This is a genomic window from Epibacterium sp. MM17-32 (genome assembly GCF_022348205.1).
GTDB lineage: Bacteria > Pseudomonadota > Alphaproteobacteria > Rhodobacterales > Rhodobacteraceae > Epibacterium.
This window is the reverse complement of sequence record NZ_JAKRFC010000005.1, coordinates 193,072-214,718: the sequence shown is the minus strand read 5'-3', so window position 1 is coordinate 214,718 and position 21,647 is coordinate 193,072. Positions and strand designations below refer to the sequence as shown.

Below are 21,647 nucleotides of genomic sequence, written 5' to 3'. Positions count from 1 at the left end.
GGCGGCGTCAAGGTTCCAGCCGCTGGAAAGCAGCGCGTTCACGCGCCTGTGTGATCAAGGTGACCGGAAGCGGCATCAGAGTGGCAGTGCGCGTCCAGAGGATCGCGGTCTCAATCTGGCGATCCGGATAGATCTGGCGCAGTGCGGCATCATAGGCCCCCATCTGCCGCAACAGACCTTCGGGGCAGGTTTCGGGGCTTTGGGGGACAACCGCGTTGGACTTGAAATCGACCGCAAGCACCCGGTCTGGCGTCACCACCAGTCGGTCGATAATGCCATGCATGCGAGTATCGCCCAGATTTGCGGTGATGGGCACCTCTGCAAGTGTCGTGGGTGCGAATATCTCTTTGCACTTGGGCGAAGAGAGCACCTGACGCGCCTCAATTAGGAGGCCCTGCCAGTCGACATGCTGCGCGATATGTTCGGCGCGACTGTCCCAATCTGCCTGCGGCACATTCGGCAGATGTTCGAGCAGGAGGTGCAGTGCCGTGCCACGGGCCTTGGCTTCTTCTTCGCTGAGGCCACTGTCACCGGGCAAGGCCTTGGCCCCGCCCAGATCTTCGGACGGGCGCAGGGTCGCTGTGGGCGCCACATAGGCGGGCGCTGCGCGGCGAAAGACGTCTGGTAGCGTGATTTCTTCTTCTTCGGTCAGATCGGACGGTACAAAAGGCGGGGCATTCCAGTCTCCATGCGCCCACCGCAAGCCGTCTCCGCCGGGGGCGTCAAAGGGCAGGGCACCCATGGTTTTCAGGGCCGCTTCTACCCGCTGATACCAGCTGTCTCCGCCCTTATCGATATCACCGGCCCCGGCCACGATTAGCCATTTTTCCGCCCGCGTCAGCGCCACATAGAGCAGTCGCAACCGTTCGTTGGCCTGTTTTTCCTGCGCAAACGCGCGGGCGGCATCCATGGCGGGTGGCATCTGGTCACTGCTCATGCGCCATAGGGGCGTGCCTTCGACCTCCATTACCTCTGGCGCAGGCGAGGGGCGGCGCTTGGTGGTGTCGGGCAGGATCACGATCGGGGCCTCCAGCCCCTTGGAGCCATGCACCGACATCACCCGGATCATCGAACTGGCAGCGCCCATCTGGCGCTTGATCTCCAGATCATCGGTCTGCATCCAGACAAGGAACCCGGTCAGGCTTGGCACCTCCGTGCGTTCATAGGCCAATGCCTGCGACAACAGCGCGTTGATGCCATCCTCAGCCTCGGTGCCAAGACGCCCCAGCAATTTTGCACGGCCCAGATGGCGGGTCAGGATACGTTCGATCAGATCATAGGGGCGCAGGAAATCCGCCTGACCCCGAAGATCATCGAGGATCGCCATGGTTTCCGGGAATGCCTCTGATCGCGCACGCAAGGCAGGCCAGAGGTGCATCTCTGTGCGTCGATGCGCGAGGTCAAAGAGCCGTTGCTCGCTCCAGCCAAAGATCGGTGATTTCAGGGCTTCGGCAAGTGACAGTGAGTCCTCTGGCAATGCAAGGAACCGCAGCAAGGCTGCAATATCCTTCACCGCCAACTCGGCCCCAACCTTGAGGCGGTCAGCGCCCGCGATTGGCAGCCCGGCGGCCTTGCAGGCGCGAATGATCTCGGAAAACAGGTCCGACCGGCGCTGCACAAGGATCAGGAAATCGCCTGCATGCACGGGGCGGCGCTGGAACGTGCCACGCTCGGGGCCATCTTCGGGGATGGTGACGCCGCTGTCGATCATCTCCTTGATCTGCCCGGCGATCCGTTCGGCGAGGATTACGGAATGGTGGCGCGGGCTTGGGCGGTCGACCGGGTCCGTCCAGTCGCGGTCTTCCTCATCCTCTGTCTTTTCCACCAACGGCCACAGGTCCACCCGTCCCGGCAGGTCGGATTTAAACGCCTGGTGTTTGGCGTCGCGCGCAAAACCGGCCCGGTCCTGCCCATCAAACACCACGTCAACCAGACCAAGGATCGCCGCAGAGGAGCGGAACGAAAACGCAAGACTTGCGTTCTGCAAGCCCTCGCCGGTCTCCTCGAGCCTGCGCCCGAACTCCGCCTGCATGCGATCAAAGGCATCAGGGTCGGCCCCTTGAAAGGAATAGATCGACTGTTTCTTGTCGCCGACCACAAAAATAGTGCGCTCAACATCAGCGCGGGCACCTTCGCCAGCGGTGAACTCCTGCGCCAGTTTCTCCACCACATCCCATTGCACCGGGCTGGTGTCCTGGGCCTCATCCACAAGGATATGGTCGATGCCGCCGTCCAGACGATAGAGCACCCAAGCCGCGACCGCTGGATCATTCAGAAGGTTGCGGGCCTTGACGATAAGGTCGTCGAAATCAAGCCAGCCCCGCAGCTGTTTGCGCCGCTCATATTCCGGTAGGAACACCCGGGCAAAATCGTGCAGGACGAGCGATTTCTCCATCGCATCCAGCGCAAGACGACGGGGGCGGGCTGTTTCGACCCGCGCCATGAAGGGCTCTAGCTGATCCATCAGCGTGCCATGGCTTTCGCGCAGTTTCTTGGTGGGAAAGCTGCCGATCTTGGCGCTGAAGGGCTCTTTTGCGCTTTTCCCGGTGAGGAACACATCCTCCAGAATGGGCAGGATCTCTGGTGTGACGGAGGAAATCCGCGCGAGTTTCTCGGCGTTCTTGGCATCCGTCGCCCCGCCGGTTTTCAGCATCTCGATGGTGCGGGACAGGATGTCGGCCTCATTGCCGAGAAACACCTCGGATCTCAGCGCCTCCAGATCATAGCCAGCGGGCAGCTCGAACACTTCACCCAGCGCATTGCGGTTGAGGTCGGGGTCAAATCCAGCTTGCCGGCGACAAATCTCGGCTGTCAGGCTCTCGAAATCCAGACCACCGATATGAAAGGAAGCGGCCTCGACCACATGCGCGTCGGGGCCTTGCGCCATATCCTCGGTTATTTCCGCACGCAGTATGGCGGCGGCGCGATCTTCCATTTCGGAAAACTGCGGGCTGACACCGGTCTCCAGCGGGAAACGGCGCAGAAGCGATGAACAGAACGAGTGAATGGTCTGGATCTTGAGACCACCCGGCGTCTCGATCGCGCGCGCAAAGAGGGTGCGTGCCTGCGCCAGCCCGTCCCCGACAGAGGCATCTTCGGCACCAAGGTCCACCAGTGCCGCGCGCAGTTTGGCATCGGGCAGCATCGCCCACTCCCCCAAACGCTGAAACAGCCGGTTCTGCATCTCGCTGGCGGCGGCCTTGGTGTAGGTCAGGCAGAGAATATGTTGCGGTTCCACCCCGCGCAGCAGCAGCCGTGCAACCCGGTCGGTCAGAACCTTGGTCTTGCCCGACCCGGCATTGGCTGCGAGCCATGTGGAGGCATCGGGGCGGGCGGCGCGAAACTGCGCCTCGGACGCGGCGTTGCGGCTCATGTCAAATCCTCCGGCACAGGGTCCGAGCTGCGATCCCATTCGCCGTAGCGGGCGAGGTGGTCGTAATCCCCGGCGAAGTCATCCCGGTGCACCATGCGGCGGCTGCTGTAGCCCTGTTCGGCGTCAAAATAAGCCTCAATCAGGCAGCGCAACTCTTCCCAGACCTTGGCGGGTGGTTCATCCAGAATAGGGGCCGCAACTTCTTTCACCGGAGGCTTCAGCCCGATGTAGAGGGACCGTTCCACCCGTGCTGCACCATAGTCTTCGAATGCGCCTTGCTCTGCCATGGCGGTCTCGATCAAGAGCTGCTTTTCAAAGGATTTCTGTTGTTTTTCCGAGGGCGGGTCCCCGGTTTTATAGTCATAAAGATGCAGCATGCCGCGCTCATCCACATCAATCCTGTCGGCCTTGGCGGCGATCTCGAAATCGAGGGGATCAAGGCGGACCTGACCGGATTTCTCAAACCCCGACGGGCGGGCACGCAATTGGCGCTCCCGCTCACCAGAGACAAAATCCTCCGCTACTTTTTTCAAGCGCGTCAGCCAGAGCGTGCGGGCAACCGGCCATGGCACCTCCGCCTCTAGGATGCGCTGTGATTGCTCGATAAACGCACGGGCGGTGAGAGTTTCTGGCTGTTCCTGAGCGGATTTTATAAAATCTTCCAGCACCTTATGGATGATGGTGCCACGCAGCAGGGCGTCTGGTTCCTGCAACAAAGGGTCCACTGGTTTCAGCCGCAATACGTGTTTGGCGTAGATCGCATAAGGGTCGCGGATCAGTTTGGGGATCTCTGTCACAGTCAGACGACGGGGCCTTGCCGCAACCGGCGGGCGCGGCGAGGGCCGGGGGCTGAGCGGCGCGGGCTGCGGCGCATCCAGAACGCTGGCCCAATCCAGCCAGACCTGCCCCCGCATGCGCATCGCGGACAGCGCGGCCTGACCGCCCTGATCCGGCAACCCACCCAGGAGGTTGGTCATTCGATTGAGCCAACGCGAGGGCACTGTGTCGGCCTCTTCGGACCGCACCGCACGGGTGAGCCAGACTTCGGGTGCCGCGACCGCCTGCTGAAAATCATGCGCCGACAGACCAATGCGCCGCTCTGGCAAGAGCAAACCAGCCTCGTGGCGCAGTTTGCGGTTGAGCCATGGATCGGGGCTTGCGGCTTCGGGCCAGCTGCCTTCATTCAGCCCGCCAAGGATGACCAGATCAGCGCCCTGCACCCGTGCCTCCAGGGTGCCCCAGATCATGATAGACCCATAGGGCGCATCGCGATCACGCACTTCGCCTTGTGACAGCAGCGCGCCCAAAAGGTCTGCAAAATCACGGGCGGTCATTTCGCCGCCATGGGGTGCCTCGGCTTCAAGCTCTTCAAAAATCTCAAGTGCCTTGCGCCCAGCCTTCTTGTCCCAAAGTTCGCCAGCATCGGAATGTTGATAACCGCGCGCGATCTTCTCAGCGGTCGCTCGTAATGTTGCAACCCAGTCGGTTAGTTTAAGTGGTCCGGAGATTTCACGTCCTGTAAACGTTGTCGCGACCCATTCCGCCCATTCGGGAATTGCCCCTCGGGTCAGCCCGAATTTGCGAAGTGAATTTTCGTCAGGAAATGGGGGGCCGTATTTTCGGAGGCTGAGCTCTAGCTCGCGTGTCTGCTTCAAATGGTGACCACGCTCCTCGCCGGAGTGGGTCAGCGGGTGTTTCAGCAGTGTCAGCAGCATATCGGCCTGCAAGGGCCGACAAAACAGATCCGCGACATGGCGCAAGAACCGACCCGGTGGCGACAGCTGTAGCGGCAGACCCGCGGAATCGTCCGGCAGGATGTTCCAGCGATCCAGCGCGGCAGAGACCTGACGGGTAAGCATCCGATCCGGTGTGATCAATGCCGCAGTCTGCCCGTCCTCGGCGGCCTGACGCAGACGCAGTGCAATTGCCAAGGCCTCGCTGCGGGGGCTTGCGGCCTCGATGAGCGTCAACGCGCCTGTGGCTTGATCCAGATCGGTCAGATGCGGGCCTTCGGTCATCCATGCGTCGGTCACGGGCGCTGGGCGAAGAGCCAGCGAAATCAACTTGTTGCGCGGTGGGGATACGGGTTTCGTATCGACCCAAGCGCGAATGTCGCGCGGGCGCAGATCAAGATCGCGCATCAACTTGAAAAACCGGTATTGCGGATGATCCTCTGCAACCAACCCGTCGGCCAGACTGTCCCAGACAGGGTCCGGTTGGTCAAAGTCGAACCCCGGCAGGACCACGGCACCCTGCGGCAGGCGCGCGATGGCTTCCATCAGCAAGAGCGTGGTGCCGCGCGACCCGGTGGAACCTGCCAGGATGATCGGGTGTTGCGGGGGCGTGTGTTCCCACTCCGCAATCAGATCCAGAACCACCTGCCGTTGCCGCGCATTCACGTCGAGCGCGCCGTCGTGCATTTCGACGAACTGATCGGCGATGCCGATGAAATCCTGCGCGCGTTTCCAGTGCCCGGACATATCCGACACATCCAGCGCGCGGATCTGGTCTGTGGTCACGCCTTCGCTTTGCATCTCGTCGATCAACTCGGCCAGACTGTCCGAGAGATCATAGAGCGACGCGCGCGCCGCCAGATCGGGCTGCGCATCAAGGAGTTTTGCAATCAGTTGTGACAGCTCCAACCGGCGGCGCAGCGGCGGCAATGCCGTGGGCAGACCGCGTAGATTGGCCTGTTTGCTGAGGCCTGACAGCAGCGAAATACGTGGCAAAAGCCGCGCCGGGCCGCTGTCGAACAGTTGACGCACCCGGCGCTGCATGCGTTCGGTGTTCAGGATCAGCTCAACCCGGGCCAGCGCCTCTGGCGGTTGATCTGCAAATCGCTGGCTCAGCCCATCCACAAGCGCGCGCGGGAAATCCACACCACAGGGAACGGCGAACAGACGCGGTGTGGTCTGGCTGGGGTCAAACATCTGCGCGTGCCATCATGTCTTCGGCCAAGGTAATCCCCTCGGGGCGGCCCACGTCGCACCACTGGCCGGGGTATTCAACCGCCGAGACGCGCGCGTCGGGAATGAGAAGGTCCCACAAGGAGTTGAGGGAGAACACCTTTTCAATCACGCGATCTAGCTGGTCGAGTTTGATGATCTGCGCACCCGTATAGACGAGATCGCCCCCACGGGTGATGTGACCCGCGTTACTTGCGGTGAAATCTCCGGCCCCCAATCGCCCCACGGCGCGCGCGGTCGGCACACAGAGCAACAGCGCATCCATGTGTTCCGGTCGCCAAGCGTCCCGCAACACCATGAGAGGATTGGGCCCGCGCCATGCAACATCGGGGTTCAGCGTATAGCTGCAAGTCGCATCGAGCAGGGGACGCGCCTGTTTCAGCCCACCACCGGTATCAAGGATTTCGTCCCCCTCATGACTGATGAGGACATCACGCCCCTGCAGATGGGTTGTCAGAACTTCGGCCTTGTAATGCGTATTGATAACAACGCGCTGGGGCGTGATGTCAGAGACCAGATCCAGCGCATGATCAATCAGCGGCCGCCCAGCCACGGGGATCATCGGCTTTGGTCTGTCGGCGGTGAGCGCGCCCATGCGGGTGCCAAATCCGGCAGCAAAGATCATAACAGCGGTCGGGGCAGTCATGCGCGCAGCCTCTCCATGGCCTCGGGTGTCGGGGCGGGCAGGGCGGAGAGCAACTCCTCCGCCACGCTGGCGAGGGCGGGGTGGTTCAGCCCGCGTTCGAAATGGTCCCAGACGCGCGGTACAAGATCGATATAGTGGTGTTTGCCAAACTGCTGCGACAGGCGCGCAAAGATGCCGAGGATACGCATATTGCGCTGTACGCCCGTGACCGTATAGGCGCTGCGAAAGCTTGCCTCCTCGACGCCGGTTGCGCGGATGTAATGGTCGATCATCTGCATCTCGATACCGGCCGGGACGTCGCGGCGGGCGTCCTGCAACAGCGACACCAGATCATAGGCGCGATGACCGGCTTTGGCGTCCTGAAAGTCGATGACCCCGACTTTGGCAATTCCGTCCCGTTCTGGCAGCCAGAGCAGGTTCTGGGCGTGAAAATCGCGATGCACAAACACCATGTCGCCTTGCAGGTGGTTGCGCAGGATATCCTCGAACCTGTTCTCGAACCGAATACGGGCCGCCTCTGCGGGATCGCCGAGGATGGCGCTGCGGTACTCACTAAAGGCAAGCCCGGTCATTTCCGCCATGATCCGGGGGCCGAGCGGGGGAAGGGCAGGCGCTGGGGTGTCATGAAGATGCACCAGCAGATCCACAGCCGCGCGGTAAAGCGGCAGTTCGGCGGTCGCATCAGCGGCGATCACCTCCGTGAACAGCGCATCGCCCAGATCCTCGATCAGCAGCAGGCCCTTTGCGTGATCCTCTGCCAGGATCTCCGGTGCGGATACGCCACGCGCGCGCAGGTCCTCCGCTAGCTCTGCAAATGGCCGGGTATCGCCGCCATCTGCGGGGGGCCAATCCATCAGGACCGCAAGTGTGCCACCGGTGGAGGTCAGCCGCTGATAGCGGCGGCTGGAGGCATCTCCGGCAAGCGGGGTGGCGTTCCAGCCCGCGTAGCCATGCGCCGCCAGAAAGCTGTCGATTTCGCTCTTGCGCGTGGTCATGGCATGATCCCTTTCAGCCGCGAATCCCATTTGTCCGCGCTCCAGACAAGCTCCATCTGCCGCGCGTCCTCGCTATCCTCGTCCAGTGAAAAGCGCAGCGTGAGGGCGTTTTCGGGGCGCAGATCTTCGAGTTTCTCCGGCCATTCGATCAGGCAGATTGCGTCGTCAAAGGCGGCGATCAACCCGAGTTCCTCGACCTCGTCCACATGGGACAGCCGGTAGAGGTCCGCATGCCACAGCTCACCCGTGGGTACCTCATAGGTTTGCACCAGCGTAAAGGTGGGGGAGGGCACATCCTCGGGCACCTCCATGAGGGATTGGATCAGGCTGCGGGCGAAATGGGTTTTTCCAGCGCCGATCGGCCCGTCAAGCAAGACAACATCGCCCGGAACGAGGATCCGGGCGATGGTCTGGGCCAATTCTGAAGTTGCCTCGCTGCTGGGCAGCCGGCAGGTTGCGGAGCGTTTTGTCATGGCGCCACAATGACGTTGCGCGCAGGGCTCCGCAAGCGGGTTCAGCCTTCTCTGGAGGCCGCGAAACGCTCATCTTCCGGCGGGGCGAGGGGCAATCCAACCTGCTGGAAACGCACCATGGTGGATCCGTTCTGAAGCGATTGCACCCGGCAGAGCAATTGATCGCCGTTTCGCATGTTCACCCGTGACCACCAGTCCGACCGATCCTCCGTTCCGCCGGCGATGAAGTCGCGGATTTCGCCCCAGGTCGGGGTTGGTCCCGACAGTTCCTGCCAAGTGCGGCAGGCATCGGTCACGGTGATCTTGGCAAAACTTGCCTCGGGATCGGTTTTCCACATCTTGTGGTAGGCCGTGTTGGAGTAGACCATGTTGCCGTCGGTGCCAAAAACCGCAAAGGCGTCGTCCATGTGATCCAGGATCGACTGGCCAAGCTCCAGTTCAGAGCGGAATTGACGGGTCAGCGTGATCTCTGCGGTGATATCTTCGAACAGGAAGGCAATGGCCCCATCGGGATGCGGACGGCCGGACACCGAGTAGACCGAGCCGGACGGCAGGGACCAGGTTTCCTGATAGCGTCCCTCTGCCGCCGCTTCGAGCAAATCCGCCATCTGGTGCCGCCAGCTGGAATAATTCTTTGGTTCCGGCATCATGCGCTGGTCGCGCAGGCGGTCGAAGAAGGACATCATGTTGGGCCGCGAGCTGAGAAAACTGGCGGGCAGCGCGGTCAGATCAATCAATACCGGGTTGAACAGCACCAGTTGGCGATTGCGGTCAAAGATCGCAAGCCCGATCGACAGCTGGGCAAAGGTCTTGGCCAAGGTCTGCACGAAATTGCGCTGGGCGACTTCGGCGTCCACCACGGCGTTCACATCCATGGCGTGGCACAACCAGCCCGCTTCGGTCTCGGTGGTAGACACATTGTACCAGAGCTTCTTGTCGGTCTCGGGCAATTCGACAGAGATCCGCTCCGCACGGCCACTGTTCATCGGGGCATCAAGATTGGGAAACAGCGGTGCAGAGGTATCATTGCCGCGCCCCCGGATTTTCTGGTTCAGCCGGTCATAGGCGAGGTTGGTCCAGGTGACACGGGCATCGTCCGATTGCAGCCAGACCGGGTAGGGTGCCTGATGCACGGCTGCCCGCAGGGTGGTCAGCTCCTGGTCGTCGCCGGATTGGCCAAGCTCCGAGGCGCTGCGGCGCAGCTGCACCCGGGTGACACCGTCGATCCATTCGCAATGTGCTTCGCGGCTATCCGCCTCTGCGGTGCCCGAAAGCGTCAGGGAGCCAACATCGCGTAGAAACCCCGGAGATTGCGGCAGGCCCGGGTAACTGCGCGAAAGCTTGTCGCGCAGTTTTGTCCAGCTGAAGCTCTCGGCATCGTCGCCCAGGAATTTTCGCGCGCCAGACGACCAGGCGATCAGGGTCTGATCGTCAAACAGAAACACGGCGTCTGTGCGACCGTCTGCAATCAGCAGATCATGTTCCATTCCCTTGCGCTCGGTGCGGGGGCTGAGGAACCAGACGGCGACCGCGGCGCTGGCGATACATAGGGTCACCAGAACGAACCACTCTACGGACATCAAATTCTGCATGGACACTGCCTCGCTTGTTCTCCTTGAGCGTATGTTCCCCCACAATGGTTAAACGAAGTTTAATTGGTTTCCCAAAAGTGAATACTTAAAACTGTATGGGAATATTTTCTCCGGAGGGAACCGGGGTATCGCCGTGGATCGCATCGATCTTGCGGCGCGGCCAGGTGACGGTGATCAGCGCGCCCTGCTGCGTCGGTGTCAGGTTTTGCGAGATCCGTACATCCCGTCCATTGGCGAACTCCAGCCTGGCGCCGGTGCGCTCCAGCAGTGTTTTTGCGATGAACAGACCAAGCCCCATGCCTTCGTATTCCGGGCGTTTGCCGCGATCCGCATGCGGTGCGCGACGGCGCATGAACGGATCGCCGAGCCGCCCGAGCAGGTGCCCCGGAAACCCGTTGCCATCATCGCAGATCCGCACCGACACGCTGTCCTCGCTCCAATGCAGTTCGATCCAGACCTTGGCCTGTGCAAAATCCACAGCGTTCTGAACCAGGTTGCGCAGCCCGTGAATGATCTCCGGTTTGCGCAGGATGCTGGGCTGATGCAGGTCGTCCCCCGCCGCGGGGTGTTCGCTGAAATGAATGTCCTTGCCGCGATCAAAATGCGGCTCCGCAGCCTCGTGCACCAGGGCGGACAGAGGGGTCTGGCGCAAGTGCAGATCATCCTTTCCCGCCCGTCCCATGCTGCGCAGGATGTCACGGCAGCGGTCAGCCTGCTCGCGGATCAATCGCGCGTCCTCCTGCAGATCCGGATGATCGTCCAGCTCTTCGATCAGTTCAGAGCTGGTGAGCTTGATGGTGGCCAGCGGGGTGCCCAACTCATGCGCTGCCGCCGCGATGACGCCGCCCAGATCGGTGAGCTTCTGTTCGCGGGACAGGGCAAACTGGGTGGCGGCCAATGCGTCCGACATCGACCGGATTTCGGCGCTGATCCGATAGGAATAGGCGCCAATGAACAGAATCGCGATGATCAGCGCCGCCCAGTGTCCGAACACGAACAAGGTCGGCATGTGCAGGATCTCTCCCTGCGCGGTTTCAAGCGGCATGTGGAACGGCACCAGCAGCGAAACCAGGATGATCGCACTGGTGCCGATGATGAGCGTCGAGCGCAGCCCCATCACCGACGCGGAGATCGTCACCGGGCCAAGTACGAGCAAGGCAAAGGGGTTGTTCAGCCCGCCGGTCATATAAAGCAGGAAGCACAGTTGCAGCAGGTCGAACAGCACCATCAGGAAGTTCTGGAACTCCGTCAGGCGCTTGTTTTCCGGGAACACGATCAGCGCGACCAGATTGGCCAGCGCGGAAATCCCGATCGCCAGATAACACGGCAAGACCGACAGCTGGAGGTCGTACTGCATCTGAGCCACGCCAATGGCAGTGGCCTGTCCGACGATCGCCACCCAGCGCAGCAAGATCAATGTGCGCAGCCGGATCCAGTGGCTGCGTTCCTGGCCGGACATCAGTCCAAAGGTGGTCTCACTCATGTGACGTTTGCTCCCGTTGCATCGCCGGTAATTGTTGATAGGTCTGGCGCGGATCGGGATCAACTGCGGCACGTTTTCCCTGCGTGCTTGTCCCGCTGGGCTCAATGAGGAAACGAGACATGGTTCGAAACATTGCAATTCTGGCGTTTGCCGGCGTCGTCGCCCTGTTGGGGGGGATCTGGTACATGACCTTGCGCGGAGGATCCGGCGATAGCTTTGCCCAATGCCGTGCCAGCAGCGTCGCGGGTGGCACCGATGCGATCGGCGGGCCCTTCGAGCTGGTGAATGCAAAGGGAGAGACGGTCACTGACGCAGATGTGATCACGGAACCCTCGATCCTCTATTTTGGCTATACTTTCTGTCCTGATGTCTGCCCGCTGGATACGGCCCGCAATGCAGAGGCGGTGGATGTGCTGAACGAGCGTGGCTACTCCACCACGCCGGTCTTCATCTCGATCGATCCCAAGCGCGACACACCCGAAGTGGTTGGCGATTTTGCCTATAACCTGCATGAAAAGATGATCGGGCTGACCGGATCGCCGGAACAGGTCAAGGCTGCAAGCCAGGCCTACAAGACCTACTACAAGGCGCAGGAGGGCGATGAGGATTATTATCTCGTGGATCACACCACCATGTCCTATCTGGTGCTGCCCGAGCACGGGTTTGTGGATTTCTTCCGCCGTGATGTGACGCCGGAGCAGATGGCCGACCGCGTGGCCTGTTTCATCGACAACAGCTGATGCCGGTGGAGATTTGACGTTTTGCTTGCGGGACGTAATATCTCTGGAAACAAATGCGTTTGACGCTGGAAGGAAAGTGAATGGCCGAAGCAGTTCAGTCCGAGGTTGGACCTGACCCCTCGCTCCTCTTGGTCGATGATGACGAACCGTTTCTGCGCCGTCTGGCCAAGGCGATGGAGAAACGCGGCTTTGCCGTGGAGACAGCGGATTCCGTTGCCTCGGGACAAGCGATCGTGACCGCGCGGCCCCCCGCCTATGCGGTGGTGGATCTGCGCCTCGAAGACGGCAATGGTCTTGATGTGGTCGAGGTGCTGCGGGAAAAGCGGCCCGACAGCCGCATCGTCGTGTTGACCGGCTATGGTGCGATCGCCACGGCCGTTGCGGCGGTCAAGATCGGGGCGACGGATTACCTGTCCAAACCGGCGGATGCGACCGACATCACCAATGCGCTGCTGGCCGGAGATGACGCCCTGCCGCCACCGCCGGAGAACCCGATGAGCGCGGATCGTGTGCGCTGGGAGCATATTCAGCGGGTGTATGAGCTCTGTGATCGCAATGTCTCGGAAACCGCGCGCCGTCTGAACATGCATCGCAGGACCTTGCAGCGCATTCTTGCCAAACGCAGCCCCAAGTAAGGTCAGCGCATGCGCACAGCCGGCGAGCCCGATCCATTGAACCGTCCTTCGCCAAAGGGCGGCTGGTCCGAGGAGACGACGGTGTTGCGCAATGTCACCGTCGTGCCGCCGGTCGAAAGCGGAATGGTGCAAGCTGCGGGGCTGTTGCACGCGGACGGCAGCTATTGCCCCGAGGGCGCCCTGTGGCGGCGCCACCGCCCCATAACCACCGAACCGGATATGCCGAAGGAGATTTCACAGGAAATCTCCGGGCGCTGGCTCTGGGGTGGGGTGCTCTGGGCGCATTTCGGGCATTTCCTCGTGGAGAGCACTGCCCGTCTCTGGGCGCTGGCCAATCTGGATGCGCCGGTGGATGGTGTGTTGTTCATCCCCAAACGGCCCGCCGTGGGGGACCAGGTGCGCGGATTTCAGTCCGAGTTCGTCCATTTGATGCAGCCGGGCCTGCCGGTGCGCGTGGCGGCGGAGCCGTCCCGGGTTCAGGAACTGGTGGTGCCAGGGCAGGGCTTTGGACTGGGCGAAATCACCCAGGCGACACGCAGCTATCGCAACGCCATTCACGCGCAGTTCGCCCGCGATATTACTCCCGAGGGGCCGGAGAAACTCTATATTTCGCGCTCGAAACTTGGGCTTGGCAAAGGCGGGCTCCTCGGGGAAGAGCAGATGGAAGCCTACCTCGCGGCCGAAGGCTACGAGATTTTCCACCCTCAGGAGCACAGCCTGTCCGCACAACTGGCGCGCTACAAGGCGGCACGGAAGATCATCGCGGCTGATGGCTCCGCGCTGCACCTCTATGCGATGGTGGGACGGCCGGACCAGAAGGTGGCAATGGTGCTGCGGCGCAAGTCGACCGCGCATACCTTGCTGACCGACAATGTGCGGCACTTCTGCAAATGTGATCCCCTGGTGATCGGGGCCCTGCGCACGGAATGGGTGCCCAAGGGCAAGCAGCGCTCCAGTCGCCTGAGTTTCGGAGAGCTGGACCATTCCGTGATCGGACGGGCGCTGAAGGCCGGCGGGTTCATCAAGGGCGGTAAAAACTGGCCAGTGCTGGATGACGCCGCACGCCAACAGCTGCTCAGGGACAAGGGCATCAAGAGCCACCGTTTCGTCGAGTCGCCCGAGTTTCGCAAGGCCCGCGAGGAGCAGGAGCGCGCGGAACGTCGTGCCCGCCGCGCGGCACGGCGCGCGCGGCGCGAAGCCCGGCAGGCCGCGCAGAATGACGGATGACTGTCAGAGCTGCTGCAACAGCGCCTCGTGACGGCTGACAAAATCCCGACGTACCTCGACGGGCGGGCGCAGGTGAATCTCCAGCCCCTCGATCAACTCGGCATTGGGTCTGCCGAAGAATTTCGTTGCCTCGGCCTCTGAAAACCCGGCAATTTGGACCGCTTCCATCCAGGCGGAGACCTTGTCCGCGCGTTTGATCTGCGCCTTGACCGTCTTGGGAAGCGCGGCCGGCAGGCCGAACCGGATGTGGATCGCTGAGGTCAGCCGCGCATCCAGCTCTCCATAGCCGGAGCCGACCGCTGCCTTGACCGGCGAAATCATGTCGCCGATCACATATTCCGGCGCATCGTGCAAAAGCGCCGCAAGTTTCCATTTGACCGGTGCCTTGGGATACATACGGCCGTGAATATCCTCCACCAGCAGCGAGTGTTCGGCGACGGAATAGGCGAAATCTCCGCGAGTCTGCCCGTTCCAGCGCGCCACAAAGGCCAGTCCGTGCGCTATATCCTCGATCTCGATGTCGACCGGCGTCGGGTCCAGCAGATCAAGGCGGCGCCCGGACAGCATACGTTGCCAGGCACGGGGGGATTTAGGGGGCATGAGGTCATCCGTCGTTGTCGCGCTGGGCACTAGCTACCCCCGTCGTCAGCCGGTTGCAAACCCACAATGCCCGGGCAAAACGGGCGTGAAATCTCCATAAATCTTCACATCCGGAAACGATGAGTTGTTGTGGGTGCTGGTTGATACAGACCAGTTCAGACACCATATATAGATTGAAAGGGGCGCGTCCCCGACATGGCTTGCCCTTTTCCGGTGCTCACACAGGAAAGGAGAAGCACAATGTTCAAACGTCTCATATCCGCGGCATTGGTATTTGGCATGGCAGCGATCGCGCCGCCGGCACAGGCACAGACCTGCGCCCCGCGAGAAGTGATCGTTGAGCGGTTGAAACACCAGTTCGATGAAAGTCTGAGTTCGGCGGGGTTGCAGAAAGGGCGATCCGTGGACGTGATCGTCGAGATCTGGTCCTCGCAGGGAAGCGGTACCTTTACCGTATTGCTGTCCCACCCTACGGGACTGAGCTGTCTAGTGGCCTCGGGTCAGCACTACTTCATCGTCCCGGAGCATGACCGACGCAACGATCCGGCCAGCTGACGCGGTCCGGTGCGATTCCGGAGATCGGTATGGCAGATGTCCGACGCCATCTTCGTTGCTTATCAACCTTTGCGGTGTTACCTCCCAAAGCCAAGAAACCTGTTGAAATCTCAAACGGAGCAGAACATGGCCGGAGATTATATCGTCAAGGACATCGCGCTGGCGGGCTTTGGCCGCAAAGAGCTGGATATTGCAGAAACCGAAATGCCGGGCCTGATGGCGCTGCGCAAGGAATACGGTGAGGAAAAGCCGCTGAAGGGCTCCCGTATTGTCGGCTCGCTGCATATGACGATCCAGACTGCTGTGCTGATCGAAACGCTGGTGGCGCTGGGCGCCGATGTGCGCTGGGCGTCGTGCAATATCTTCTCGACCCAGGATCATGCTGCTGCGGTCATCGCCGAAGCGGGTGTTCCGGTTTTTGCGATCAAGGGTCAGAGCCTTGAGGAGCATTGGGACTATCTCGACCGGTCCTTCCAGTTCCCCGAAGGCCCGAACCTGATCCTTGATGATGGCGGCGATGCGACGCTCTATATTCTGCTGGGCGCACGTGCCGAGGCGGGTGAAGACGTGATCGCGGTTCCGACCTCCGAGGAAGAAGAGGTCATCAAGGCGCAGATCAAGAAGCGGATGGAACAGTCCCCCGGCTGGTTCACCAAAATGCGCGATCAGATCAAGGGTGTTTCCGAGGAAACCACCACCGGCGTGCACCGTCTCTATGAGCTGGTGAAACAGGGTCAGCTGCCCTTCCCAGCGATCAACGTGAACGATTCTGTCACCAAGTCGAAGTTCGACAACAAATACGGCTGCAAAGAGAGCCTCGTGGACGGTATTCGCCGCGCCACCGACACCATGATGGCGGGCAAGGTTGCCGTTGTCTGTGGCTACGGTGACGTGGGCAAAGGCTCTGCCGCGTCGCTGAGCGGTGCTGGTGCACGGGTCAAAGTGACCGAAGCAGACCCGATCTGCGCGTTGCAGGCCGCCATGGACGGCTATGAGGTGGTTCTGCTGGAAGAGGCGCTGGACGCGGATATCTTCATCACCACCACCGGCAACAAGGACATTCTGCGCATCGAACACATGCGCGAGATGAAGGATATGGCCATCGTTGGCAATATCGGCCACTTCGACAATGAAATTCAGGTGGCGAACCTGAAGAACCACAAGTGGACCAACATCAAGGAACAGGTGGATATGGTCGAGATGCCTTCGGGCAACCGGATCATCCTGCTCTCTGAGGGGCGTCTGCTGAACCTCGGCAATGCCACCGGGCATCCGTCGTTCGTGATGTCTGCCTCCTTTACCAACCAGGTTCTGGCGCAGATCGAATTGTGGACCCGGGGAGATGAGTACGACAACAAGGTCTATATCCTGCCCAAGCACCTTGATGAAAAAGTTGCGGCGCTGCATCTGGAGCGTGTCGGTGCAAAACTGACCAAGCTGACGCCTGAGCAGGCCGCCTATATTGGCGTCAAGCCCGAAGGCCCGTTCAAGCCGGAACACTACCGCTACTGAGCGACTTGATATTTGAAGAATTGGAAAACCCGGCCATTGCGCCGGGTTTTTTCGTGATGCTGTCCGGCGCTCGTTCCGGGGGAACATCGCCCCGCCCACCATCCCAAACCGCATTTCTGATGTGGACTGCGAAGAAAAACCCCTTTGTTGGATTTTGGAATCTTCCTACCGTCACGCCATCGCAACGCTGCCAGAGAGGCAGCAGATCCAGGACAGGAGAATGTGACCATGGGCAAACGTGAAGAGCTGATTGCGCAATATGCGGATGATCTGAAGGCCAAATGCGGTGTGACGCCGGACATGGATCTGCTCACCAAGGTGACGATCGGCTGCGGCCCGGCCATTTACAATGCGGATGCGTCTACGGTTGCCTCCAGCCAGCCCGAGGAGCTGGAAACGGTAAAAAACAACTTTCTGATCAAGAAGCTTGGCCTGACGGACGGACCGGAGTTGATGGCGGGGATCAACGAGGTCATCGAGACCTATGGCAAGTCCGAGCGCAACAAGTACCGCGCCGTGGTCTATTACCTCCTGACCAAGCATTTCGGCAAAGAGGCGATCTACGGCTGATCCAGCCCCTGTGGCCGACAGCTGCGTTTGGGGTGGACATTTTGACCAGTCGGTCAGGTTTTAACCAGATTGCCGTGCACCGGGAATTGTGGCTGTCGGCGGCCTCGGATAGAAGCCTCTCGGCGCAGTGACGGCGCAATACCCAACGCGCACGGTGGGAGTGGGTGTTGAGTGACGAGAAGGCCGCGGCGGTTGTCTGCGGCCTTTTTGTTTCGCCACCTCTGCCGGCAGATCAGAATACGGTCAGGACAAGGCCCATGATGGCACAGGCAAGCGTGGCGTAGCCGCCATCGATCACCGTCAACAGGCGCGGCCGCATGCCATAGAGGTTGTTGAGCGCAATCCAGGGCGTGATGAAAAACAACCCTATGCCAAGCCCCGCCACAACACCGGCGCCGAGTGTTTCAATACCGGACAGGCTGAACAGATGGCGCATCATGCCGCAGACCACCAATTGGCAGAGGAAACCGATGGCAAACATGGTCGGGGTCTGGCCGCCTTTGGGTTTTCTCGCTGCATCGCGTTCGATGCCCGAGGCTGTCATCCAGGGGCGTGCCAATGCACCGTAATAGGCCGCCCCTGCTGCAAAAGCGGCGAGTGTCGCCACAAGCACACCAAAAAGTTCCAAGCCGTTGTCCCTCCCTGACACTGAGCCGGGACAAGAATGCCAGATCGGGTGATCCGGTCAATCGGCTTGCGTGTGTCCCATCTTGCAGATCTCGTTCCACTCGGCCTCTGTCACGGGCTGGACCGAGAGCCGCGAGTTCTTGACCAGGACCATGTATTCCAGGGCGGGGTTGGATTTGATCTGGTCCAGAGAAACCGGCTGTACGAAGGCGCGAATGGCCTTGATGTCCACGCATTCCCAGCGTGGATCATCCGTTTTGCTGTCTGGGTGCACCTCGGCGCAGACCTCGACGATCCCGACCACGGATTTTTCCTTCAGGGAGTGATAGAAGAACCCGCGATCCCCCAGTTTCATCTCCCGCATGAAATTGCGGGCCTGATAATTGCGCACGCCGTCCCATTCCTCGCCAGCATCCCCTTTGGCGACCTGGTCGTCCCAGCCCCAGGTGTTGGGTTCGGATTTGAACAGCCAATACGCCATCAGCCGATGACCTTCTTCCAGGTGATCAACTCGACCGCTTCAAAAAGACCGGCCTTGTTGTAGGGATCATTTGCGGCCCAGGCTTCACCAGTCGCCATGTCTTCGACATCCAGAATAACCAGTGAGCCAACCATCTCGCCGTCTTGATCCAACAGAGGACCCGCTTGGGCGACAACTCCGGTCTCCTCGATATAGGCCAGATGCGCCGCACGATTGTCGAGACGGGTTTGCTGATGGTCGGGTTTGTCGCGGGCAATCAATGCAATGAGCATTTTATTCCTCTTTGAGTGGTCTTTTAAGCAATTGATCCGCAGCGTCGGAGATCGTCAACCTTTGATCCAGCAAATTGGTTACCGTTTGCGTGATCGGCATCTCCAGCTCCATCACCTGGGCGGCTTTTGCCGTTGCGCGGGCGGTGGCGGCGCCTTCAACGGTGATCGACGGGTCAAAGGCCTCGCCACGCCCCAAACTGAGGCCAAGGCGGAAGTTGCGCGACTGCTCCGAGCCACAAGTCAGCGTCAGATCGCCAAATCCGGAAAGTCCGGCGAGGGTTTCCGGCCGCGCACCGCGCGCAAGGGCCAGTCGCTGCATCTCTGCATAGCCGCGTGTCATCAGCGCGGCGCGGGCGCTGTCGCCAAGCTGTGCGCCGATGACGGCACCGCACGCGATTGCGATGACGTTCTTCAGCGCGCCACCAATCTCGGCACCGGCCAGATCCGTGGTGCGGTAGAGCCGCAGATTGTCCGTGGATAGATCCGTTTGCAGGCTTTTGCCGGTCTCGTCCGGGTCGCAGGCCAGCGTCAGCGCGGTGGGCAAACCCTTTGCGATATCTGCGGCAAAACTGGGGCCGGTCAGCAAGGCCGCTGTCGCCTCGGGAGCCGCTTCGCGCAGTACGGAGACGGGACCCAACCCAGTGTCGAGTTCGATCCCTTTGCAACAGGCCACCAGTGTCTTGGTCGCAAGTGCCGTGCGATGCTGCGCCAGAAAGCTGCGCATTTTCTGCATCGGCACCGCAAGGAGGATCACATCATGCGCCTCGAAACAGGCGGTGTCCGACGTGACGGTCAGGGACGCGGGCAGGGGCGCGTCGGGCAGGCGGCGGGTGTTTTCCCGAGAGGCCTGCATTTCGACCGCATGGGTCTCATCACGACACCAGAGCGTTGCAGGTGCTTTGCGCGCCAGTGAAATCGCCAGGGCGGTGCCAAAAGCACCTGCGCCGAGGATCGCGACGCTCATGCTTTTGCTCCTTTTTTCCCGCTGCCAATAAGCGCGGGGCTGGTCTGGTCCAGCGGCCAGCGCGGGCGGGCCACCAGATCCATGCCGTCGCGTGCTCCGGTGCGAAATCGCTCAAGCCCGGCGTAGGCGATCATGGCCGCATTGTCCGTGCATAGATTTAAGGGTGGTGCGAGGAAATCAGTCTCTAATTCGCTGCATAGCGCCAATAGGCCAGCGCGAATTTCCGTATTGGCGGCAACGCCTCCTGCCACCGCCAGCGTGGGGTGTGTGGGGTTCTCATCCAGGTAGAGCCTGAGTGCGCGGCGTGTTTTTTCAACCAATGTATCGACGATGGCAGTCTGAAAACCTGCGCAGAGATCGGCGCGGTCTTGTCGGGTCAGACCGCCTTTCTCCGTCACGATCTGATCCCGCATCCGCATCAAGGCGGTCTTCAGTCCGGAAAAGGACAGGTTGCAATCGGGGCGGTCCAGCAGGGGGCGTGGAAAACGGAACCGAACCGGGTCGCCGTGCTCGGCTTCTTTTTGCACGGATGGGCCACCGGGTTGTGGCAGGCCGAGCAGACGTGCGGTTTTGTCAAACGCCTCACCCGGCGCATCGTCAATCGTTCCACCGAGACGCGAGAAGGACTCTGGCCCGCGCGCGATCAGATATTGGCAATGGCCACCTGACACCAACAGCATCAGATAGGGGTAAGCGACATCATCCGTCAGCCGGGGCGTCAGCGCATGCCCTGCAAGGTGATTGACGCCCACCAAAGGCAGCCCTTTTGCCGCCGCGATCCCCTTTGCACACATCACGCCCGACATCACGCCGCCGATCAGGCCCGGACCTGCGGTCACGGCAATGGCGTCAAGATCATCCAGCGTCAGATTTGCCTCAGACAAGGCATCCCGCACGCACGTATCGAGCTTTTCCGCGTGGGCGCGGGCGGCGATCTCCGGCACGACCCCGCCAAAGGCGCTGTGCAACGCGGTCTGGCCAAAGACCACCGACGACAGGATCTCTGCCCGCTCGCCCGCTGTTTGGCGCACAACGGCTGCCGCGGTATCGTCGCAGCTGCTTTCCAGTCCGAGAAGAGTGAGCGTTTGGGTCATGGGCCTACCGTTGCATCCTTTGTGCTGCGGGGCTACCACCATGAAGTGATGCAAACAATCCCGGGAGCGCGCAGGTGCACAGGAACGGGCCAGCCCTTCTGATGACGCGCCCGCGCGAGGCGGGAGAGCGTTTTTTGGAGCTTCTTCCAGTGGCGTTGCGCGCGCAGTTGCCGGTGATCCATTCCCCGTTGATGCGTATCTCTGCCTTGCCGGTCAAAATCGATCTCGGCGGTATCGAGGCGGTGATCTTCACCTCGGGCGAGGGCGTGCGGGTCACATCCGAGGCACAACCGCATCGTATGAGAGCCTATTGCGTTGGGGAACGCACAACCCAGGCGGCGCGCGATGCGGGGTGGCAGGCGGATTGTCTGGGGGACACCGCTGATGCGCTGGTTGCGACCCTGCTCGCGGATCAGCCCGCAGGCGCTTTGCTGCATCTGCACGGAGAATACACCCGCGGCGCCGTGGCCAAACGTCTGTCCGATGGTGGGGTTTCGTGCAGGGGGCAGGCGATTTACCGTCAGGATCTCTGTCCCTTGACGACAGAAGCGTCGGATGCGCTGGCGACGCAGGTCCCATTGATCGTGCCGCTTTTTTCACCGCGCACTGCGGCGCATTTTGCCAGCTTATGTCCGGAAACCGCGCATTTGTCGCTGATTGCGATGAGTGACGCGGTGGCAGAGGTCATGCCGCGCTTGCAAAGTGGGGCACGACACGTAAGTAAGTTTCCATCAGCCGAGGCGATGGCGGATTTGGTGCGTGATGTCGCACAGGATTGGCTTCGGGTTGAGGCGGAGCGACCCGGAGACTAGGGTCATCCTGTATTGTGTTGAACACGTTTG

Annotated in this window: 20 protein-coding genes; 7 read left to right on the top strand and 13 right to left on the bottom strand. The window is 61.1% G+C overall.

Going from position 1 to position 21,647, the window contains the following annotated elements; genetic code table 11:
- Positions 1-7 precede the first annotated feature (7 nt).
- The 7 genes from addA to regB all read right to left on the bottom strand — a co-directional run bounded on the left by addA (position 8) and on the right by regB (position 11,528).
- Entirely contained in the window at positions 8-3,373 is a 3,366-nt protein-coding gene (gene addA / locus MHM88_RS10670; RefSeq protein ID WP_239364281.1) for a double-strand break repair helicase AddA, read from the bottom strand.
- Entirely contained in the window at positions 3,370-6,303 is a 2,934-nt protein-coding gene (gene addB / locus MHM88_RS10665) for a double-strand break repair protein AddB (protein ID WP_239364274.1), read from the bottom strand. The genes addA and addB overlap by 4 nt, the downstream gene beginning before the upstream one ends.
- Positions 6,296-6,985 carry a nucleotidyltransferase family protein gene (locus MHM88_RS10660; protein WP_239364257.1) on the bottom strand — a complete coding sequence of 230 codons (690 nt, stop codon included), beginning with the start codon at positions 6,983-6,985 and terminating at the stop codon, positions 6,296-6,298. The genes addB and MHM88_RS10660 overlap by 8 nt, the downstream gene beginning before the upstream one ends.
- A complete protein-coding gene (locus MHM88_RS10655) occupies positions 6,982-7,980 on the bottom strand; it encodes an aminoglycoside phosphotransferase family protein (protein ID WP_239364254.1) in 999 nt (332 codons plus the stop codon). Before MHM88_RS10655 ends, MHM88_RS10660 begins: the two co-directional genes overlap by 4 nt.
- Entirely contained in the window at positions 7,977-8,453 is a 477-nt protein-coding gene (tsaE, locus tag MHM88_RS10650; protein WP_239364251.1) for a tRNA (adenosine(37)-N6)-threonylcarbamoyltransferase complex ATPase subunit type 1 TsaE, read from the bottom strand. The genes MHM88_RS10655 and tsaE overlap by 4 nt, the downstream gene beginning before the upstream one ends.
- 41 nt (positions 8,454-8,494) lie before the next feature.
- Positions 8,495-10,045, bottom strand: a complete 1,551-nt coding sequence (locus MHM88_RS10645; protein ID WP_239364243.1) for a PAS-domain containing protein — start codon at positions 10,043-10,045, stop codon at positions 8,495-8,497.
- Positions 10,046-10,130: 85 nt separating this feature from the next.
- Complete coding sequence (gene regB, locus MHM88_RS10640; RefSeq protein ID WP_239364236.1) at positions 10,131-11,528, bottom strand: sensor histidine kinase RegB; 1,398 nt, start codon at positions 11,526-11,528, stop codon at positions 10,131-10,133.
- 119 nt (positions 11,529-11,647) lie between these two features.
- Between regB and MHM88_RS10635 the strand changes: the two genes are divergently transcribed.
- The 3 genes from MHM88_RS10635 to MHM88_RS10625 all read left to right on the top strand — a co-directional run bounded on the left by MHM88_RS10635 (position 11,648) and on the right by MHM88_RS10625 (position 14,130).
- Entirely contained in the window at positions 11,648-12,268 is a 621-nt protein-coding gene (locus MHM88_RS10635) for an SCO family protein (protein WP_239364219.1), read from the top strand.
- 80 nt (positions 12,269-12,348) lie between these two features.
- Complete coding sequence (locus MHM88_RS10630; protein ID WP_239322251.1) at positions 12,349-12,903, top strand: ActR/PrrA/RegA family redox response regulator transcription factor; 555 nt, start codon at positions 12,349-12,351, stop codon at positions 12,901-12,903.
- A 9-nt stretch (positions 12,904-12,912) separates the two neighbouring features.
- Positions 12,913-14,130 (top strand): glycosyltransferase 61 family protein, encoded by a 1,218-nt coding sequence (locus tag MHM88_RS10625; RefSeq protein ID WP_239364217.1) that lies wholly within the window; start codon positions 12,913-12,915, stop codon positions 14,128-14,130.
- Between the two features lie 3 nt (positions 14,131-14,133).
- On the opposite strand, the gene MHM88_RS10620 is transcribed toward MHM88_RS10625, so the two are convergent.
- Positions 14,134-14,730, bottom strand: a complete 597-nt coding sequence (locus MHM88_RS10620) for an HD family hydrolase (protein WP_239322249.1) — start codon at positions 14,728-14,730, stop codon at positions 14,134-14,136.
- Between the two features lie 240 nt (positions 14,731-14,970).
- On the opposite strand from MHM88_RS10620, the gene MHM88_RS10615 reads away from it, so the two are divergent.
- From MHM88_RS10615 to MHM88_RS10605, 3 genes are all read left to right on the top strand, one after another.
- The gene (locus MHM88_RS10615) at positions 14,971-15,285 is read left to right on the top strand and encodes a hypothetical protein (protein WP_239364215.1); all 315 of its coding nucleotides are present in this window, start codon (positions 14,971-14,973) and stop codon (positions 15,283-15,285) included.
- A 126-nt stretch (positions 15,286-15,411) separates the two neighbouring features.
- The gene (gene ahcY, locus MHM88_RS10610; RefSeq protein ID WP_239322247.1) at positions 15,412-16,797 is read left to right on the top strand and encodes an adenosylhomocysteinase; all 1,386 of its coding nucleotides are present in this window, start codon (positions 15,412-15,414) and stop codon (positions 16,795-16,797) included.
- A 228-nt stretch (positions 16,798-17,025) separates the two neighbouring features.
- Positions 17,026-17,367, top strand: a complete 342-nt coding sequence (locus tag MHM88_RS10605; RefSeq protein ID WP_239364212.1) for a DUF2853 family protein — start codon at positions 17,026-17,028, stop codon at positions 17,365-17,367.
- Positions 17,368-17,599: 232 nt separating this feature from the next.
- Here MHM88_RS10605 and MHM88_RS10600 read toward each other — a convergent pair whose 3' ends face one another.
- Genes MHM88_RS10600 through tsaD form a run of 5 tightly spaced genes read right to left on the bottom strand, consistent with a single transcriptional unit; the run spans position 17,600 to position 20,805 of the window.
- Complete coding sequence (locus MHM88_RS10600) at positions 17,600-17,995, bottom strand: DUF1761 domain-containing protein (protein ID WP_239364203.1); 396 nt, start codon at positions 17,993-17,995, stop codon at positions 17,600-17,602.
- A gap of 57 nt (positions 17,996-18,052) precedes the next feature.
- The gene (locus tag MHM88_RS10595) at positions 18,053-18,475 is read right to left on the bottom strand and encodes an EVE domain-containing protein (RefSeq protein ID WP_239364200.1); all 423 of its coding nucleotides are present in this window, start codon (positions 18,473-18,475) and stop codon (positions 18,053-18,055) included.
- Complete coding sequence (locus tag MHM88_RS10590) at positions 18,475-18,747, bottom strand: YciI family protein (protein WP_239364197.1); 273 nt, start codon at positions 18,745-18,747, stop codon at positions 18,475-18,477. The genes MHM88_RS10595 and MHM88_RS10590 overlap by 1 nt, the downstream gene beginning before the upstream one ends.
- Before the next feature lies 1 nt (position 18,748).
- Positions 18,749-19,711: an NAD(P)H-dependent glycerol-3-phosphate dehydrogenase gene (locus MHM88_RS10585; protein ID WP_239364194.1), complete on the bottom strand. Its 963-nt coding sequence runs from the start codon at positions 19,709-19,711 to the stop codon at positions 18,749-18,751.
- A complete protein-coding gene (gene tsaD / locus MHM88_RS10580) occupies positions 19,708-20,805 on the bottom strand; it encodes a tRNA (adenosine(37)-N6)-threonylcarbamoyltransferase complex transferase subunit TsaD (RefSeq protein ID WP_239364192.1) in 1,098 nt (365 codons plus the stop codon). The genes MHM88_RS10585 and tsaD overlap by 4 nt, the downstream gene beginning before the upstream one ends.
- Before the next feature lie 134 nt (positions 20,806-20,939).
- Between tsaD and MHM88_RS10575 the strand changes: the two genes are divergently transcribed.
- Positions 20,940-21,617: a uroporphyrinogen-III synthase gene (locus MHM88_RS10575; protein WP_370687477.1), complete on the top strand. Its 678-nt coding sequence runs from the start codon at positions 20,940-20,942 to the stop codon at positions 21,615-21,617.
- The last annotated feature ends 30 nt before the right edge of the window (positions 21,618-21,647 follow it).